This is a genomic window from Alicyclobacillus sendaiensis NBRC 100866, assembly GCF_001552675.1.
Lineage (GTDB): Bacteria > Bacillota > Bacilli > Alicyclobacillales > Alicyclobacillaceae > Alicyclobacillus > Alicyclobacillus sendaiensis.
In genome coordinates this window covers 1-17,145 of the sequence record NZ_BCRQ01000058.1, presented here as the reverse complement: position 1 = coordinate 17,145, position 17,145 = coordinate 1, and the positions used below count along the sequence as shown (strand labels likewise).

Annotated in this window: 18 protein-coding genes and 1 tRNA gene; all 19 read right to left on the bottom strand. The window is 61.4% G+C overall.

What is annotated here, in order from left to right:
* Positions 1-90 precede the first annotated feature (90 nt).
* The 19 genes from AS26_RS11100 to AS26_RS11010 all read right to left on the bottom strand — a co-directional run bounded on the left by AS26_RS11100 (position 91) and on the right by AS26_RS11010 (position 17,142).
* On the bottom strand, positions 91-1,140 hold the full coding sequence (locus AS26_RS11100; RefSeq protein WP_062309493.1) for a zinc-dependent alcohol dehydrogenase family protein: 1,050 nt from the start codon (positions 1,138-1,140) through the stop codon (positions 91-93).
* Positions 1,141-1,293: 153 nt separating this feature from the next.
* Positions 1,294-2,772 (bottom strand): stage IV sporulation protein A, encoded by a 1,479-nt coding sequence (gene spoIVA, locus AS26_RS11095; RefSeq protein WP_062309491.1) that lies wholly within the window; start codon positions 2,770-2,772, stop codon positions 1,294-1,296.
* 264 nt (positions 2,773-3,036) lie between these two features.
* Positions 3,037-3,417 (bottom strand): glycine cleavage system protein GcvH, encoded by a 381-nt coding sequence (gcvH, locus tag AS26_RS11090; RefSeq protein ID WP_062309490.1) that lies wholly within the window; start codon positions 3,415-3,417, stop codon positions 3,037-3,039.
* 69 nt (positions 3,418-3,486) lie between these two features.
* Entirely contained in the window at positions 3,487-4,524 is a 1,038-nt protein-coding gene (locus AS26_RS11085) for an NAD(P)H-dependent glycerol-3-phosphate dehydrogenase (RefSeq protein ID WP_062309488.1), read from the bottom strand.
* Positions 4,521-5,135, bottom strand: coding sequence for a glycerol-3-phosphate 1-O-acyltransferase PlsY (gene plsY / locus AS26_RS11080; protein WP_062309486.1), 615 nt, complete (start codon positions 5,133-5,135; stop codon positions 4,521-4,523). Before plsY ends, AS26_RS11085 begins: the two co-directional genes overlap by 4 nt.
* 23 nt (positions 5,136-5,158) lie before the next feature.
* Positions 5,159-6,493: a ribosome biogenesis GTPase Der gene (der, locus tag AS26_RS11075; RefSeq protein WP_062309484.1), complete on the bottom strand. Its 1,335-nt coding sequence runs from the start codon at positions 6,491-6,493 to the stop codon at positions 5,159-5,161.
* A 97-nt stretch (positions 6,494-6,590) separates the two neighbouring features.
* Positions 6,591-7,121 (bottom strand): hypothetical protein, encoded by a 531-nt coding sequence (locus AS26_RS11070; protein WP_062309482.1) that lies wholly within the window; start codon positions 7,119-7,121, stop codon positions 6,591-6,593.
* A 99-nt stretch (positions 7,122-7,220) separates the two neighbouring features.
* Positions 7,221-8,378 (bottom strand): 30S ribosomal protein S1, encoded by a 1,158-nt coding sequence (rpsA, locus tag AS26_RS11065; protein WP_062309499.1) that lies wholly within the window; start codon positions 8,376-8,378, stop codon positions 7,221-7,223.
* 230 nt (positions 8,379-8,608) lie between these two features.
* Positions 8,609-9,214, bottom strand: a complete 606-nt coding sequence (locus AS26_RS11060; protein WP_062309497.1) for a lysophospholipid acyltransferase family protein — start codon at positions 9,212-9,214, stop codon at positions 8,609-8,611.
* On the bottom strand, positions 9,204-9,881 hold the full coding sequence (gene cmk / locus AS26_RS11055; protein ID WP_157068490.1) for a (d)CMP kinase: 678 nt from the start codon (positions 9,879-9,881) through the stop codon (positions 9,204-9,206). Before cmk ends, AS26_RS11060 begins: the two co-directional genes overlap by 11 nt.
* A gap of 80 nt (positions 9,882-9,961) precedes the next feature.
* The gene (locus AS26_RS11050; RefSeq protein ID WP_062309477.1) at positions 9,962-10,435 is read right to left on the bottom strand and encodes a hypothetical protein; all 474 of its coding nucleotides are present in this window, start codon (positions 10,433-10,435) and stop codon (positions 9,962-9,964) included.
* 55 nt (positions 10,436-10,490) lie between these two features.
* Entirely contained in the window at positions 10,491-11,144 is a 654-nt protein-coding gene (locus AS26_RS11045) for a flagellar brake protein (protein WP_062309475.1), read from the bottom strand.
* Positions 11,145-11,234: 90 nt separating this feature from the next.
* Positions 11,235-12,479 (bottom strand): PepSY1/2 domain-containing protein, encoded by a 1,245-nt coding sequence (locus AS26_RS11040; protein WP_062309473.1) that lies wholly within the window; start codon positions 12,477-12,479, stop codon positions 11,235-11,237.
* 16 nt (positions 12,480-12,495) lie between these two features.
* On the bottom strand, positions 12,496-13,299 hold the full coding sequence (sleB, locus tag AS26_RS11035) for a spore cortex-lytic enzyme (protein WP_062309471.1): 804 nt from the start codon (positions 13,297-13,299) through the stop codon (positions 12,496-12,498).
* 111 nt (positions 13,300-13,410) lie between these two features.
* Positions 13,411-13,608, bottom strand: coding sequence for a hypothetical protein (locus tag AS26_RS11030; RefSeq protein ID WP_008341062.1), 198 nt, complete (start codon positions 13,606-13,608; stop codon positions 13,411-13,413).
* Between the two features lie 29 nt (positions 13,609-13,637).
* The gene (locus AS26_RS11025) at positions 13,638-14,864 is read right to left on the bottom strand and encodes a Glu/Leu/Phe/Val family dehydrogenase (RefSeq protein ID WP_062309495.1); all 1,227 of its coding nucleotides are present in this window, start codon (positions 14,862-14,864) and stop codon (positions 13,638-13,640) included.
* A gap of 208 nt (positions 14,865-15,072) precedes the next feature.
* Entirely contained in the window at positions 15,073-15,687 is a 615-nt protein-coding gene (locus tag AS26_RS11020; protein WP_062309469.1) for an adaptor protein MecA, read from the bottom strand.
* Positions 15,688-15,825: 138 nt separating this feature from the next.
* On the bottom strand, positions 15,826-16,806 hold the full coding sequence (locus tag AS26_RS11015) for a substrate-binding domain-containing protein (protein WP_062309466.1): 981 nt from the start codon (positions 16,804-16,806) through the stop codon (positions 15,826-15,828).
* Between the two features lie 256 nt (positions 16,807-17,062).
* Positions 17,063-17,142: transfer RNA gene (locus AS26_RS11010), tRNA-Leu, on the bottom strand.
* Between the last annotated feature and the right edge of the window lie 3 nt (positions 17,143-17,145).

Genomic DNA, 17,145 nt, shown 5'->3' with positions numbered 1-17,145 from the left:
GTGCTGTGAAGCGCCCGATGCAACGCAAATGAGCTCATCGTCACAGAGGCGATGGCGAGCCGAATCGAGTTGCTCGCCATCGCCCGCGAATCAGAACGCCGTGATTATGTTGAAGCCTCTGGTTTCAAACCGCGTCATTTTGTCGAACACGTCGTTGACGTCTTCGAGCCGAACCTCGCGCTCCACCAGACTTCTCGGCCTCAAGCGACCCTCGGCGACCAGCGCAAGGAGCCCCGCGTAATCTGGGTGTGGAATGCCGAGGCTCCCCACAATCTCTATTTCGCAGCTCGTGACGAAATCCATGGGAAGCGACACGAATCCGCCCTCCTCGGACGTGGTCAGACCAATCTGAACGTGCCTGCCGCCCTTGCGCAGGCAGAGCACAGAGTTGAGGACAGTGTCTCGAATGCCCAGGGCGTCGATGCTCACGTGCGCGCCGCCCCTGGTGATGTCGCGGATGGCCTCCGCCACAGGAGTGGTCTTGGCATTGACCACCTCACAAGCGCCCTGCTCACGCGCCTTGGCCAGCTTCTCTTCGTCCACATCCACCGCAATGACGCGCGCGCCCACCGCGTAGGCCGTCTGAATGGCCGAGAGGCCTACGCCGCCCGCTCCGTGTACGGCCACCCACTGCCCTGGTCGGACACCGCCCCTCATGACGCCGTGATACCCGGTCATGAACCGGCACCCGATTGCAGCCGCGGAGAGGGCATCGACGCCTTCTGGCAGGCGAATGAGATTCATCGTCGCGTTGCGAACCACCACGTACTCCGCGAAACTGCCGTCCCAGCTGAACCCGTAGATGCCGACGTGATCGCACCGATTCGGCGCACCCGTGAGGCAGTATTCGCAGCGCCCGCACGCGTAGTGAAATGGCACCGTCACCTTGTCGCCGACTTGAAACCCTCGCACATCCCGGCCCAACGCGACAACCTCTCCACCGAACTCGTGGCCGGGCGTGATGGGCAACTGCGGCGAAAGCCCGACCCACGCCCAATCTCCCATCCACCCATGCCAGTCGCTCCGGCAGATTCCGCTGGCTTCCACACGAATCACGGCGTCCTCCGGACCAGGTGTCGGGTCCGGCACCTGCTCCACCACGAGCGGCTCGCGAAATGCCACCATTCGCGCAGCTTTCACGGCTTATCCACGCTCCCTTTCTGCATCGTCTGACCTGTGTCTTCTACATCTCTATGGGACCGCAGGAGCCTTCATGCGCGACCGTGACAGCTGTGGAAACGCGACAAATCCCGCCCGATTGCGGAACGGGCGGGACTTTTCGCTCGTGTGAGCTCACAGGATGATGGCAATCAGACCGCCGCTGCCTTCGTTGATGATGCGCTGCAGCGTCTCCTTCAGCTTGAACTGAGCGCTCTCCGGCATCAGCGACAGCTTTGCGGAGATGCCCTCTCGGACGATCGCGGCGAGCGACTTGCCGAAAATGTCGCTCTCCCAAATCTTGAGAGGATCCTTTTCAAAGTCCTGCATCAGATACCGCACCAGTTCCTCGGACTGCTTCTCCGTGCCGACAATCGGCGCAAATTCGCTCTCCACGTCCACGCGAATCATGTGAATCGACGGCGCCGTGGCCTTGAGCCGGACGCCGAAGCGGGATCCTTGCTTAATAAGCTCTGGTTCGTCGAGCGTCATCTCCTCGAGCGCAGGCGGGGCGATGCCATACCCCGTGAGTTTCACCATGCGGAGCGCGTCCGCGACCTTTTCGTACTCGCGCTTCGCGTACGTGAACTCCTTCATCATCTTCAGCAACTGGTCTCGGCCCGTGATCTGCACGCCGACAATCTCCGTCAGCACTTGGTCGTACAGTTCGTCCGGGGCATCGAGCTCGATGACCGCGATGCCGTGGCCCATGTCCATGTGAGCGAGCCCGCAGGACGAGACGAACGCGTACTGGGCGAACTGCGCGACCACGCGATCAATGTCGCGCACGCGGCGGATGTCCCGGATGGTCTCGCGGACGGCCTCTTCAAATTGTCGGCGCAGCCAATGGTCGGGGTCGAGTACCATGACCCAGTTCGGGAGGTTGACGTTGACTTCTTTGACCGGGAACTCATACAGCGCCTCGCGAAGCACGTAGTAGATTTCGTGCGTCGTCAACGTGGCACAGGAGAGAGCCAGGACGGGCACATCGTATTTCGCCGCGAGTTCCTCCCGCAACTCGAGCACGCGCGGATGATCGGGCGTGACCGAGTTGACAATCATGACGAACGGCTTGCCCAGTTCCTTCAGTTCAGCGACCACGCGCTCCTCTGCAGCGACGTAGTTTTCGCGGGGAATCTCGGCGACGGATCCATCGGTCGTCACCACGATCCCGATGGTCGAGTGATCGGCAATGACCTTTCGCGTGCCGATCTCGGCCGCTTCCTGAAAAGGGACGGGATCGTCAAACCACGGCGTCGTGACCATCCGCGGCCCGTTCTCGTCCTCGTAACCGCGCGCACCCTCCACCGCGTAGCCGACGCAGTCGACAATGCGCACGTTGACGTCAAGCCCTTCCGCCACGTGCACTTGGACCGCTTGATTCGGAATAAACTTGGGTTCTGTCGTCATGATGGTGCGGCCCGCTGCACTCTGGGGGAGCTCGTCGATGGCCCGGGCGCGATCGGCCTCGTCCTGAATGTTGGGAATGACAATCAGTTCCATGAACTTCTTAATGAACGTTGACTTGCCAGTGCGCACGGGGCCGACCACGCCGAGGTATATATCGCCCCCCGTCCGCTCCGCAATGTCCTGAAAGACGTCGAATTTTTCCACGATTCTCCCTCCTCGAGATGACCGGCGTGGACAGCATGAACGCATGCCTCGCCCCGGCCCACCGACAATCCACGTAGACCGTCACGCAATCGATGGACAGTAGCCAATATATGCGGCGCAAAGGCCGGTATGCTTCGCGAAGCAGAGCGCCTCGTCCCTGACGACACTATGTATACGGAAGAGGGAATGGAGGTAGAACCATCGCAAGGGGCAAACAGGTGAGGAGAAGGGATCCGCGCGCATCGGCGCGGATCCGGAGGAACCTCAGCTCTGAATGTGTTGGCGATACGACTCGGCGTCCAAGAGCGCCTCAAGTTCCGAGGTATTCTCCATCTCCACCACAATCATCCAGGCTTCCTCGTACGGCGACTCGTTGACCTTCTCCGGCGCGTTGCTGAGCGCTTCGTTCACTTGCACCACGCGCCCACTGACCGGCGCGTACAAGTCTGACACGGTCTTCACCGACTCCACGGTGCCGAAGGTCTCTCCCGCTCTCAACTCGGTGCCGACCTCGGGCAACTCTACGTACACGATGTCGCCCAGCTCATCCTGCGCGTAGTCCGTAATGCCGATGTAGGCGCGCGATCCGTCGACCCGCACCCATTCGTGTTCGCGCGAATACTTGAGTCCCTCAGGAATGTTCACGAACAGGCCTCCCTCCACGGCTCACCGAGGGTAGTGTACCAAATCGCCCGCACCGCCGCCACGATCCGCTCAAGGCAGCCGAAACTCCGCAGTCAGCGGTTGCACGCCGACCACTTCCATCTCGTGATTTTTATCTCGCGTCATGAGCAACTCAATGCCTTCGCTCGGCGAGATATCGCCCGTGAGGACCCGCGCGATGGCGTGCGTGATCGGCATTTCCACGCCGTAGTCGTGGGCAAGTTGGACGGCGGAGAACGTCGCGTTCACGCCCTCAACCACCATGCCGATAGCGCGAAGCACCTCCGACAGCGGCAGACCCTGCGCCAGCAAGCGGCCGGCGCGGTGATTGCGGCTGTGCTCGCTCGTGCAGGTGACGATGAGATCACCTATTCCTGCGAGGCCCGAAAACGTCAGCGGGGAGGCGCCGAGCGCGACGCCCAAGCGCGTGATCTCGGCGAGACCCCGCGTCATGAGCGCAGCCTTCGTGTTGTCGCCGAGCCCGAGCCCCTCGGCCAGCCCCGCGCCCAGTGCGATGATATTTTTCAGAGCACCCCCGAGTTCCACGCCGATGACGTCCGCCTGCGTGTACACGCGAAACCGATCCGTCATCAGGGCATCTTGGGCATACTCAGCCACCCGCTTGCTCGCGCTCGCGACGACGACCGTCGTCGGCATCTGCCGCACCACCTCTTCCGCATGCGACGGACCGGAGATGACGGCGAGTCGGCGTTCGATCCCTGGAATTTCCCTTTCGAGCCACGCGCTGACGCGCAGGTTGTCCGGGCGCACAAAGCCCTTGACCGCATGCACCACCACGACGTGATCGTCCAGCTTGCGCAGGAGAGGGAGGACGTCGGCAACGGCCGCGGAAGGCACGGCGAGCACCACGAGCCGGGCGCCTTCGAGGGCTTCATCCGGGCTCACGACGGCCCTCAGGCCACTCGGCAGGACGACACCGGGAAGATAGCGCTGATTCCGTCGTCGCAGGTTGATCTCTTCGGCCACCTCCGAGCGCCGGGCCCACACGACCACGTCCCAGCCGTTCCACGCCAGCACGGCCGCCAAGGCGGTTCCCCAGCTGCCAGCTCCTAAGACGCACGCTCTCATCGCACACCCTCGCTCGTCCGGTCAAAAATCCGCCGCTCCGTGCCTTGCAACAGCCGGTGGATATTCGACCGATGCCGGTAGATCGCGAGCAGCGCGAGCACCACGCTGGCTGCAAACGTCCATCCGTCGAACCGAAACACGGCGACGAGAATGGGCACCAGGGCGACGAACACGAGCGAGCCGAGCGAGACATAGCGCGTGACGGCAATCACGGCCAGGCAGACGACGCCGGCGATCACGGCGGAGAGCGGCGCGAGCCACAGCAACACGCCAATGGTGGTCGCCACGCCCTTGCCGCCGCGAAACCCGAAGAACACGGGCCAATTGTGCCCCACCACCACGGCCACGGCGGACAGAGCCAGGGCTCCCATCGAGTGGGGCGAGAGCGCGTGCGCAATCCACAGCGCAACCGCACCTTTGAGTCCATCGGCGACGAGCACCACCACGCCCCATGCGAGGCCGATGGTGCGCATGGTGTTGGTGGCGCCCGCGTTTCCGCTGCCTTCCGAGCGAATGTCACGGCCGCTGACCCAGCGGACCACCAAGGTGCTTGTCGAAATGGAGCCTATCAAATACGCGATGATGACCGACAACACAAGTGACCAAGCCATTCACCAACGCTCCCTCGCGAGCTTCACGACGAGCTCGACTCCGCTTCGTCGCGCGCCCTTAGCACGATGCGAATCGGTGTACCGCGAAAGCCGAACGCTTCTCGAAGTTGATTCTCCAAGTACCGCTCGTAGGAGAAGTGACTCAGTTCTGCGTCATTGACAAAAATCACAAACGTGGGCGGCTTCACGCTGACCTGCGTGCCGTAATAGATTCTCAGCCTTCGCCCCCCCTTCGACGGCGGGGAAACGGACACCTGCGCATCCGCGAGGACCCGGTTCAATGTCGACGTCGGCACGCGCATGGCGTGATATTCCGCAATCTCCTTGGCCACATCCAGCAACCGGCTTACGCGCTGTCCCGTGAGCGCAGAGACAAAGATCACCGGTGCGAATCGGAGAAAGGGGAATTCGTCCCTGATCTTTTGCTCAAAGCGGTGAGCCGTTTTGTCATCCTTCTCGATGGCGTCCCACTTGTTGACCACAAAGGCGATGGCACACCCTGCGTCGAGCGCGTAACCCGCGACTCGCTTGTCCTGCTCCACGATCCCCGTCTGCGCGTCCAGGACCACAAAGGCGACGTCCGCCCTGTCCAACGCTCGAAGCGCCCTCAACACGCTGTATTTTTCGATACGCTCATACACTTTCCCTTTTCTCCGCATGCCCGCGGTGTCGACCAGCACGTACGCCTGGCCGTCACGCTCGAGCGGCGTGTCCACCGCGTCCCGAGTGGTTCCTGCGACCGGGCTAACCATCACGCGCTCCTCGCCGAGCAAGCGGTTCACCAGGCTCGACTTGCCCACGTTGGGCCTGCCGATGAACGCGATACGAATGGCATCATCGTCCTCCTGATCTTCAGCCGCGATCGGCAGGCGTGCGACGACGGCGTCCAACAAATCGCCCGTGCCTTTTCCGTGTTCGGCCGAAAACGGGATGGGATCGCCGAAACCGAGTCGGTAAAATTCGTAGGAGAGCGCGTGCTGTTCGACGTGATCGATCTTGTTGACGCCGAGCACCACGGGCTTGTGAGCTCGGCGCAACACCTGCGCCACGTGCTCGTCCGCCTGCGTCACGCCCTCACGGCCGTCCACCACAAACAAAATCACATCCGCTTCGTCAATCGCGATCTGCGCCTGCACGCGGATCAAGTTGCCCATCTCGTCTTCCTCGTCCATCTCAATGCCGCCGGTGTCAATCACGCGAAACGGCACGCCGTTCCACTCGCTTTTGCCGTAAATTCGATCCCGGGTCACCCCGGGCGTATCCTCGACAATTGAGACGCGTCGGCCGACGAGTCGATTGAACAGGGTGGACTTTCCGACGTTGGCACGCCCGACAATAGCCACGACAGGTAAGGCCATGGTTGAAATCACCTCCGATCGTCTCGATGGACCTCTGCGCACAGGGAAGCTCCGCGCCGGCCCGAACGTACAGGAACATATCCATTTTGCCAAGCCATCACCACTTGGCCTCTTCGCGGGACCCATTCGACCCTCGCGGCTTGGTCCACGCTCGCCCAAACTCGAACGCCGCGGCAAAAACGAACACCGCAGTCATCTGCAGCGCATCTCGGCCCAGCATCCACCCGGCCAACACGAGTCCTGCGCTGGCAAGCGCCCGGGTGGGCGCCGTCGGCGAGAGGATCGACGTGGCAGCTCCGACCACGGCGGCGGACCACACCTCCGGCGGAACGCCTCCCCAATCCGCAAGCGGCGCCACTCTGGGCCAGATCAGCATAGCAGCGAGAGCCGCGAGCGCGGCTGCACCCGCGCGCGTCCACCGCACACAAGGCGCGCGCATCAGCTCGTAGGCGGACACGGCGAGCCAGACCATTGGCGGAACCCATTCCGGGATCAACCACCGCAACAGCCAAGCCACAAGACATCCTACGAGGGCGGCTCGCGCAAGCCAGCGAGGTCGGATGGACGAGGGAGACCAGAGCACGAGCCAAAGTGCCGCCGGAACGATCCATATCAACGCATTCTGCAAGCCGCAACGCCCCTACGCCTGTCGCGCCATGTGTCATATCGACATGCCGCAGCGAGAGAAAACCCCGCCTTGCCGGCGGGGTTTCGTATCAAGCGGATGTCACTTGAACAGGTCGCCAAACAGATCGCCAAGCGTTGGCCCAGAGCCACCCTCGTTTCGAGGCTCAGTCGGCCTGCGATCGCGCCGGCCCCCTCGCCCTTGGCCGCCTCGCGGTTGGGAAGAATCCCTCATAGACAGCGAAATGCGCTTGCGCTCCGGATCCACGCTCAGGACGCGAACCGTGACCTCTTGGCCAGGCTGGAGAACGTCCGACGGCTTATCGACGTGCTCGTTGGAGATCTGAGATACGTGGACCAGCCCTTCCAACCCGGGGCGAAGCTCGACAAACGCACCAAAGTCCACCACTCGGCGAACCACGCCCTGAACGACATCCCCAGGCTGAAACTCGTGGGCGTACGTCTCCCAAGGCTCCGGCAGCGCCGCCTTGATGGAAAGCGAAATGCGACCGGCCTCAGGGTCAACGCGGAGCACGCGCACCTTGACGCGATCGCCCTCGTGCACCACCTCGGACGGATGGTCCACGTGCGAAAAGGACAACTCCGAGATGTGCACGAGGCCGTCAGCGCCCCCCACATCGACAAATGCCCCGAAATCGGTCAGACGCTGCACGGTTCCCTCGATCACGTCGCCCGGCTTCAGCTCCTCAAACAGCTTCCGAGCCCGCGCTTCGCTCTCTTCCTCCAACACAGCGCGCCGAGAGAGGATCAGCTTGTTCTTCTGCGGATCGACCTCAATCACTTTCGCCCGGAGCTTCTGCCCCTTGAACTGCTCGAGGTTGTCGACGAAATGCCGATCCACCAAAGACGCCGGGATAAAGGCTCGGACGCCCACATCGGCCACCAGACCGCCCTTGACCACATCCCGAATCTCGACCTCGATGGGTTCGCCGCTCTCCAGCAACTGCTGCATGCGCTCCCACGCAGACGCCTGTTCAGCGCGTCGCTTTGAAAGCGTCACATGGCCGGACTCCATGTCGACCTTCAACACTTGCGCCGTCACTTTGCTGCCCACGTTCACCACATCGCTCGGATGCGTTCCCGGGACCGCCGACAGCTCCTGCGGCGATATATGCCCCTCATAACCGTGAGGCAGCGCGACGGTCACGCCGTGATCGTCCACGGCGGTCACTTCGCCGGTCACCACGTCCCCTTCGCGAACCGCCGCATCGGTCAACATTTCACGCAAATCCTCTGACATGTCAATGGCCTCCCGTTTCAATTGGTCACTTTATGATGGCAACGCGCGACAGGAGTCGGCGTTTCTTCGCATGCGCCCTCATGACGTCTAGCCCACGTTGACCTTCCACAAAGGTTACCTATAGCATACCAAATTGGACAAGCCGCAAACGCAGTTTTGGAATTGCGGCACCAACTTTTCATACGCCTACTGTAACACAGTCTTGCGCCACAAGGAAAACGCAAGACCATTTAACGCGAATCTTCGTGCGCTCCCGTCAGACGGAGCAACTGCGCTCGCAGGTTGTCCAGAATCTCCTCATCCGAGCCTTGACGCGCGTCGATGGGATCGCCAAACCTCACTTCGATGCGCCCGAACAGGCGGTAGCGTCCCCGGATGCCCACCGGCTGAATGATGGCGCCGGCCTTTCTGGCGATGGATACGATGCCGGGCTGCAGCGGCCCGAGTCGGCCCGTGCGCGACCGATGCCCTTCGGGAAACATGACCAGGCAGGTGCCGCCTTGGAGAACGTCGATCGCCGTGCGGATGGCGCGCCGGTCTACGCGGCCGCGCTCGATGGGAAAACCTCCTAGCGAGAGGAAGATGCGCCGAAGCACGGGGATGCGAAACAGCTCGGCCTTGCCCATGAAACGTATGTATCGCGGGACCAGAACGCCCAGAAGCGGAGGATCAAAATTCGAAAGGTGATTCGACGCGAGAATCACGCCTCCCCGCCGGGGAAGCCGGTCCAAGCCCTCCACCCGTACGCGAAAGCACAGGCGAAAAAACGCCGTGACGACGGCGCGCGCAAATCGGTAAAACAACGTGCGCGGCAAATCGGTGGGTTCAGCGGACATGCGCATTCTCCACCAACTGCACGATCTCCTCGACCACGGACTCAATGCTCTTGTCCGTGGAATCGATTCGCACGGCGTCCTCGGCCATGCGCAGGGGGGCCACCGCGCGCTCTGAATCTTTGCGATCCCGTTCAATGACGTTTTTCACCATCTCGTCCAGGGAAACCTCGTATCCCATCCGTCTGTACTCTTCCTGTCGCCTACGCGCTCGCTCCTCGGGCGCCGCGGTGAGAAACACCTTTACGGTGGCGTGAGGCAGAACCACCGTCCCGATGTCGCGGCCATCCATCACCACGGCATGGCGCTCGGCGAACGCGCGCTGCCACTCGGTCAACAGTTGTCGCACGCGCGGATGCGCGGCGACCGCGGAAACCAACGCGCTGACCTCCGGGGCGCGAAGACGGGAAGTGACATTCACGCCGTCGATCATCACCTGCAGCGTCCGATCCTCTCCCTCTTCAAACGAGACGCGGTGCGCGTTGAGGACGGCCTCCACGGCGCGCTCAGAGCTGACATCGATCCCCTCCTGCGCGCAGAGATACGCGACAGCCCGATACATGGCGCCTGTGTCGACATACATCAGATTCAGCCGCTCCGCGACTCGCTTGGCCACCGTGCTCTTCCCGGCGCCCGCGGGTCCGTCGATGGCGATGGTCACAGGTGCCACGTCGAAACCTCCCTCCGGTTCGATCACTCATTTCCTCGATGGTAACACAACCGGAAAAGGCTCGGCAATGCACGCAAAGCTCAAAAGAAAGCCGCGGGCTCGAGCGAAGCCGTCGCCGTCCCACCGCCGAGAGTGATGGTCTCTCCCGTCACCGGATAGAGCATGTCGCTTGCGCCGTCCTGCACGTATACCGTGACCGGCGGCCCCTGGGGCATCGTGTCGCGAAAGGAGATGACGTCGCCCGCGTGAACGAGAATCTGCATCTCGTCCGTCGTGAACGGCCCCAGCGAGACGCCGTTTCGGAACACGATCACGTCCGCCGCTCGCGCCGCGCTGTCCGCTGTCAGGATGATGCTTCCCGTCGCTCCGGCAAGCCCAGGCGGCGTGCCCGTGTGCGTCGCCATGACGGGGCGCGATCGCGCCAAGGTCTCTACGCGATCGCGCACGCGCGGCATCTGCATAGCCAGCTGTGCGAGCACCAGCGTGGTCAAGGTCCCGAACGCGACAGGAATCAAGATATCGTCCAACATGCGGCGCATCCGTCGAATCGCCATGGACATCCCTCCACGGCTAAACCTATGCGCCGCAAAGCGCCTGATATGAATCGATCTATCTCCTCAGAGCGCGTTGGCGCATGAAGGTGTAGCGAACCACCTGATCGCGGACGCGCTCTGGGATATCGACGAACTGCATGGACAGGGTGCGGCCGACCCCTTCTTCTTCCACACGCACCACTTGGCACGAGACCTGCAACCGGTATCCCGTGTACGGCAGAGTGACATCGACTTGAACCCGATCCCGATAGCCGATATCGACGGGATCCCTCGTCCGGACCGCGAGCCCTCCTCCGCTGATATCGACGGCCTGAGCCACGCAGGTGGCTCCCGTGCGCAGACAGGTCAGTTTCACCTGCGCGTCCAAGGAGACGCGGAAATATTCGCGGCGCTGGATGCGAACCAAGTCCGAGACCTTGAGCGGGTGCAGCAGGCGCACAGCTGGCGTCGGAATGTACGACAAACCCAGGACCCGAGAGTGGTATTGGTACACGTCGTTCTCCGAAGCAGCGTATTCAATCACCCAGGTCGCGTCGACGTGAACGTCCATCTCTCGCCCGGTTCCCTGGTGAACGGGAACGTCCGCGTACAGAAATTCGTCATCCAGATCGGCAACACGCGACTTGTAGCTGTTCTCAGAGGTGTCCCCCGCAACGCGCACGCGCAACGGCGCCCCTATCGGTGGCACAATCGGCATACCGTTCCCCATCCCTTCCAATCTCCTGACTTATTATACACGCCGAAAGGAGGGGTGCGGGGAAACTTGGACAGAAAAGCTCGATTGCGCCAGGAGCTCGAATTATGTCAAGCGTTCGATGCTCAGCTCATGCCCTGTGGTCACATCCAGCACGACGCGGTAGGGCTCGTCGCTGCCGCCGAAGGTGCCGTCGAACGCGACAGCTTGAACCCACTTCCCGTTGGGATCTTCGGCCAGCACGTGCTGTTCTTCCTGAACGTGAAACTGAGGACCCAACCGGGCGCGGAGATCCCGTTCGGACAGTGGGTGCAAAGCGGGCGGAAGGGATTTCGGCGGCCACTTGCCGCGATCGTAAAATCCGATGACCTGACCGTTATCCAGCGCCACCACGACCTTGCAACTCGCGTCCAAAGCCGGAACGCCTTGCACAACCGGCTGATACGTGAACCGCGCGATCCCGTCCACCTGGCTCGCGTGAGTGCGTACCATGTTCGATAAACCGACCCGCTGCAACCACCGCGACGCCACGCCGGCCGCATCCGCCAGATCCACCTGAGCCTTCCCGGTCGGGCGCGCCCATCGATAGCTGGCGAGCGCGCCCGTGCTCGCAAACTCGATTCGCACCGGCCGTCCCGCCGCGGAGCCCGTCACGAGAACATAGGATCCGTTGCGCGGATCGCGGACCTCCCTGACTGTCGGTTTGTCAATCCGCTGGCCCGCCACCTGCTCGGCTCTCCGAACCCAAGGCGTTGGATCCTTCACCGCGGACGCAGTCGTGCGGCTCGCCGCTCGGCTCCGTGGCACGGCACTCGCCTGGATCCGGGCCAGTGCATTGCGGACGGCCGGCGCCAGTTCGGTGCCTGTCTTGCCATCGACAACGGGCCCCGAGTGCCACGCAATCGGCTGCAGGTGCTCCTCGAGCTGCACCACGGTTTGATAAGCCCGCCGCAAGGCATCCTGGACGCTCGCGCTGTGCGGATCGGCATCTGTCACCATCCAGTGAGCCGCGTCGAGGTCAATCTGATGGAGTTCCTGGTTCACCCGATGATCCGGGCCGCCGTCGGGAATCCGTGCCATGTCCAACTGCGCCGCATACGCATATTTTTCGACATCCGCCAGGTGTCTCCGAAAGGAATCCGGATCAGCGATCATCGAGGCCGAAGCCAATGCTGAGCGCAGCGAATCAAGGTCCGTGACCGCCGACCGCAAAGCGCCCGAATATCCTGCGTCGACCATGGCCGCCATGGCCTGTGCCCGGTTTCGCTCATGATCGCCCCATGCAAACGCCGCGCCCCCCACTGCGATCACGGCCGCCGCCGCTCCGGCCCACCATGTCCACGTGCGCACGGTGCTCACCCCCTTGTCAAATTGCGAAGATGTGATGACCTATCGTGACCACTTCCGGCTGCGCCCGTATCCAAGCGTTCGACGTCTTGGCGGGATTGAAGTAATACAGCGCTCCATGCGTCGGATCCCATCCGTTCACCGCGTCAATCACCGCCTGCATGGCCTCCCGATTGGGATGAAGGTTGATCTGGCCGTCGTTCACGCAATCAAACGCGCCCGGCTGATACACGATGGCCGGAATGGACTTGGGGAACCTCGGATCGTGGAGTCGGTTCAAGATGACGGCGGCCACAGCCACCTGCCCCTCGAACGGTTCCCCTCGAGCCTCCCCGTACACGACGTGCGCCATGAGATTCAAATCGCTTGCACTCAGGTTGTCGATCCCGTGCGTGAATCTGTCTCCAGATATCAGGGTGCCGCCTGTATCGGAGGCGGTCGCCGTCTGTCTGGAATTGGCGGACGAAGAGCCCGACGCGCCGGCAGGAAAATCCATCTTGGGGTTCCAATTTGGCGTCGCTTTGACGAGCATGATCTTGGTTCGCATGTCCACCTCGCCGGTCACCGGAAGACCGAAATTGTACTGAAAGGTGCGGACAGCCCAATACGTCTTCCAACCGAAGATGCCGTCAATGCGCCCCCAGTAGTACCCTAACAAGTGAAGACGCCCCTGCAACTCGTCGACGTCGTACCCCGTGCTGCCATAAATCAGGTTCCGGGCCGTGAACGCCTGCGTCGCGGCCGTCGGAAGAGACACTTCCGCGGCCATCCATGCGGCGAGGACGAGTGCCCATGCCGAGATGGCGCGTTTCGCCTTGATCATTGGGCAGACCTCCTTTCACAGAAGCTCACGCGGGCGACACCCCGTAGTCTGTATACGCGCAAAAAAAATATGCCCGGGTCAACCCCGGACACATCCATTCACAAACCACGCTCAGCCAATCACTTCAATATCAAAGTCCTTGTCGTTATCGCACAGGCAGCGTTTGAATCCCGTCTCGATATTGCCTTTCGAGTCGCGCGTGCCCCGGAGAATGAACGTCTCTCCGCACTTTCGACAACGGATCATGACCTTGATCCGATGGGCCGCTGGTGTCGATTCTTGAGCCGACAACGACGACTCTGCGCGCATACCGCTCCCTCCTTCACTTCCGTCCCGCTTCAGATCCATCCGCGCCAGCGGCTCGCCTCCGCCAACCGCTGCACCCCGACAATATAGGCCGCGAGACGCATGTTGACGCCGTACCGAACCGCCACCTGATACACCCGGTCGAAAGACTGCCGGACACGATCGTCCAACTTCGTTTGGACTTCGGACTCACTCCAGTAATATCCCTGGTTGTTCTGAACCCATTCAAAGTACGAGACGACGACATCGCCCGCAAACGAAAGCACGTCCGGAATCACCAGAACCTCGCGTTCCGTCAGGATGTCCGCGGCGTCTTTCGTCGTCGACACGTTGGCCGCCTCGACTACCAGCGAGGCCTGGATTTTGTTGGCCAATTCCGCCGTGATGGCAGCGCCGGATGCCGCCAGCACCAGGATGTCGCACGGTTGCTCCAAGAGCTCGCGGTTCGTCAGCACATCGCGGTACAGGCGCGTCACCGTACCGAATGAGTCCCGGCGCTCTAACAGCTCATCGACGTCCAATCCCGTCTCCCGGTACAAGGCGCCATACGCGTCGCCGACGCCGACAATGCGGGCTCCCCGGTCGCTTAGGTACTTCGCCAGGTAGCTCCCGATCCCTCCAAAGCCCTGGACAATGACGCGCTGCCCTTCGAGGGTCTGCTTTCTCTGCCTGACCGCTTCTTCCAGCGTCAGGGCGATCCCGCGCGCGGCAGCGCCATCGCGCCCTCGAGTTCCGCCCAGAATCACGGGCTTGCCTGTGATAAACCCGGGACTGTCCGACTCGCGAATGTGGGAGTACTCGTCCAACATCCACGCCATGTTTTGCGAATTGCTGAAGGTATCGGGCGTCGGGACGTCTTTCGCAGGTCCCACAATCTGACTCACCGCGCGCACGTAACTCCTGCTCACGCGCTCGATCTCGGCAAACGACATGTCGCGCGGGTCACACACAATGCCGCCCTTTGCGCCCCCGAAGGGCAATTCGGCAATGCCACACCGAATCGACATCCAGATGGCCAGAGCCTCCATCTCCTCCAGCGTAATATCTGGATGCAAGCGAACACCGCCCTTCGTTGGGCCGATGGCGTCATTGTGCTGGACGCGGTAGCCGGTGAACACGCGCACGGTTCCGTCATCCATGCGCACGGGGAATCTCACCGTCAAGACGCGCATGGGGAGCTTCAAGAGATCAAACGCCTCAGGCCCGTACCCCAGGACGTCAAGTGCCTGGCGAACGATGTCTTGCGTCTCCTGGAGCATGGATGTGCCCTGTTGACGCTTGTCCGCGGACGCCACAGAATCTGCCACAGTGTGTACCACCTTTTCCCGGTTGTCGACCACATGGAATCGAATGAAGACAGCCCTAGTATACACGCCCACCCGCCTCCCGAAAAGCAATCGAAATTGCAGGCGGACACAAAAACAGAGTAACTAGAGCGATCTAGTTACTCTCATATATACAGAACGATCACGTCGGAAAGTTTCGGAGCAGCTGCTCGACGGCGTGATCGGCAAAAATGACCTTGCCGTACTCTTCGAGCACCCACGACGTCAACCGACTCATCTCGCCGTACTCGACCAGAATGGAGAAGACCTCTTCCCACTGGTCCGGCCTCAAATCGCCGTGGATGACGAGCTGATAAGCCCCGTCGTGATGGTAGAGCGACGTGTGCACCGGATACTGGCGCAACGTCTTGCATGCATCCAAAAGGTCATCCAAATCGCGGAAAGCCATCACCATATGGGTCGGCGCCGACCGCGATGAGAAGCCGTGATCTCGCTCGAAATAGGTCTCCTCTTCGTCGCCGTAATCCCCGTCGTCATGGCCAGCTCCGGGCATAGACGGGATACGCGTGACGATCACCACCACGCCCTCTGTCGGCATCGTGAACGCCTCAACAGAAATCGGACCCGCAATATCGAACCCGACTTCCATATAAGCGGTCTCCATCATATCCCAGAAGAGATCCTGCACTTTTTTACCGTTGTGCCAAATTTCATCGCGATCGATCCCGCGTTCCTCGAGATCGTCGTAACTGATGAAAATCCGCACCTTGTCTCGGGCAATGCGCTCGACTCGCATCGGCGTTCCCTCCTTATCGCCAAAAGCCGAGTGAAAGGGCGTGTGATAAATTATATTATACCTCATTTGTTCCTCATGTCATGGCGTACAGGCGCCATTCCGCGCCCTCGGAAAGGCGGCCGCCTCCGGCCGGTGACATCACGTAGAGGCCCGCTCAACGATGTTGTGCTGCAAAATGACGGTATAGTTATCCACCGGCTCGTCCTGCAGCAACTTGGTCAGCAAGCGCATCGACACCGCCCCAAAGTCGTACATCGGTTGGGCAATCACCGTCATCTCGGGGCGCACCATCACAGCGAGCCGCGTGTTGTCGAACGCGATCACCTTCACATCCTCAGGCACAGATTTGCCCATGTCCTGCACAGCATGAATCGCGGCCAGGCCCAGCTCATCCGAAGCGGCAACGACGCCGTCCAGATCATGCGCTTCGAAATACGCGCGGATGACGGGAAGCGACGTCTCGTAACGGCCGCGCCCCGTTCGAATGACGTGAAGCTCTTGGCCGCGCATTCGATTCTGCGCACCTTGCAAGCGCCGATCCGCCACCACCGAAAACCCTTCGTCCATGGTGATGAATCCAATGCGCTTGCAACCCTTCTGGAGCAAGAAGTTCACCGCATCGCGCCCTGAGCGATAGTTGTCGATATTCACCGACGGGATCCGCCGCTCAGGATCCTCCGTCGCGCAGAGCACCACGGGAATCTGCGCTTCCTCAAACGCGTCGATCTCACGAGATGTCAACACGTTGGTCATGTATAAAATGCCATCGACCTGCTTCTCCCACATGGTGCCGATTAAGCTGACCTCGCGATCCACCTGAGCGTCTGAATTCACGAGAAGAATGTTGTAATCATACATGTTCGCGATGTCCTCGATGCCGCGCACCATCTCTGCGACGAATGCGGCTGAAACATCGGGAACGATCACGCCAATGGTTCGCGTCCGCTTGCTGGCCAACCCACGTGCCACGGCATTAGGGCGATACCCCAGCTTCGCAATTGCCTCCAACACTCTCTTCTTCGTATCCTCTTTCACCACCGCCGTGCCGTTGATCACGCGGGACACCGTGGCCATGGAGACTTTCGCTTCTCGGGCAACGTCGTATATTGTAACAGGCATGAAACCCCCACCTTCCGTCCGTCGTCGGCAATCCATGGTATTCGGAGTCGTGTCCTTATTATAATCAAGTTTGGCCAGTCTCTGTCCAGTGCTCCACCTCACGAAGTCCACATATGAAAAAAGCCCGCCGATGGCGAGGCCACCGATGGGCATGGCTGATGATGTCCATGCAACCGGGCAGAGGATTCAGGACCACGAAAGACGCGGCACATGAAGAAAAGGGCCCGGAAGAATCCGAACCCACGCGCTTGCTTCATGCGGGTGGAGGGACTCGAACCCCCACGGTCGCCCGCCAGAACCTAAATCTGGTGCGTCTGCCAATTCCGCCACACCCGCATA

Coding starts and splice junctions, on each gene's coding strand:
- AS26_RS11030 (WP_008341062.1), bottom strand. CDS start 13,608: ATGCGCGCAGAGTCGTCGTTGTCGGCTCAAGAATCGACACCAGCGGCC.
- sleB (WP_062309471.1), bottom strand. CDS start 13,299: ATGATCAAGGCGAAACGCGCCATCTCGGCATGGGCACTCGTCCTCGCC.
- AS26_RS11050 (WP_062309477.1), bottom strand. CDS start 10,435: ATGGCGATTCGACGGATGCGCCGCATGTTGGACGATATCTTGATTCCT.
- AS26_RS11015 (WP_062309466.1), bottom strand. CDS start 16,806: ATGCCTGTTACAATATACGACGTTGCCCGAGAAGCGAAAGTCTCCATG.
- AS26_RS11045 (WP_062309475.1), bottom strand. CDS start 11,144: ATGGGGAACGGTATGCCGATTGTGCCACCGATAGGGGCGCCGTTGCGC.
- AS26_RS11085 (WP_062309488.1), bottom strand. CDS start 4,524: ATGAGAGCGTGCGTCTTAGGAGCTGGCAGCTGGGGAACCGCCTTGGCG.
- plsY (WP_062309486.1), bottom strand. CDS start 5,135: ATGGCTTGGTCACTTGTGTTGTCGGTCATCATCGCGTATTTGATAGGC.
- rpsA (WP_062309499.1), bottom strand. CDS start 8,378: ATGTCAGAGGATTTGCGTGAAATGTTGACCGATGCGGCGGTTCGCGAA.
- der (WP_062309484.1), bottom strand. CDS start 6,493: ATGGCCTTACCTGTCGTGGCTATTGTCGGGCGTGCCAACGTCGGAAAG.
- AS26_RS11020 (WP_062309469.1), bottom strand. CDS start 15,687: ATGCGAGTCGAGCGCATTGCCCGAGACAAGGTGCGGATTTTCATCAGT.
- AS26_RS11060 (WP_062309497.1), bottom strand. CDS start 9,214: ATGTCCGCTGAACCCACCGATTTGCCGCGCACGTTGTTTTACCGATTT.
- AS26_RS11025 (WP_062309495.1), bottom strand. CDS start 14,864: ATGCTCCAGGAGACGCAAGACATCGTTCGCCAGGCACTTGACGTCCTG.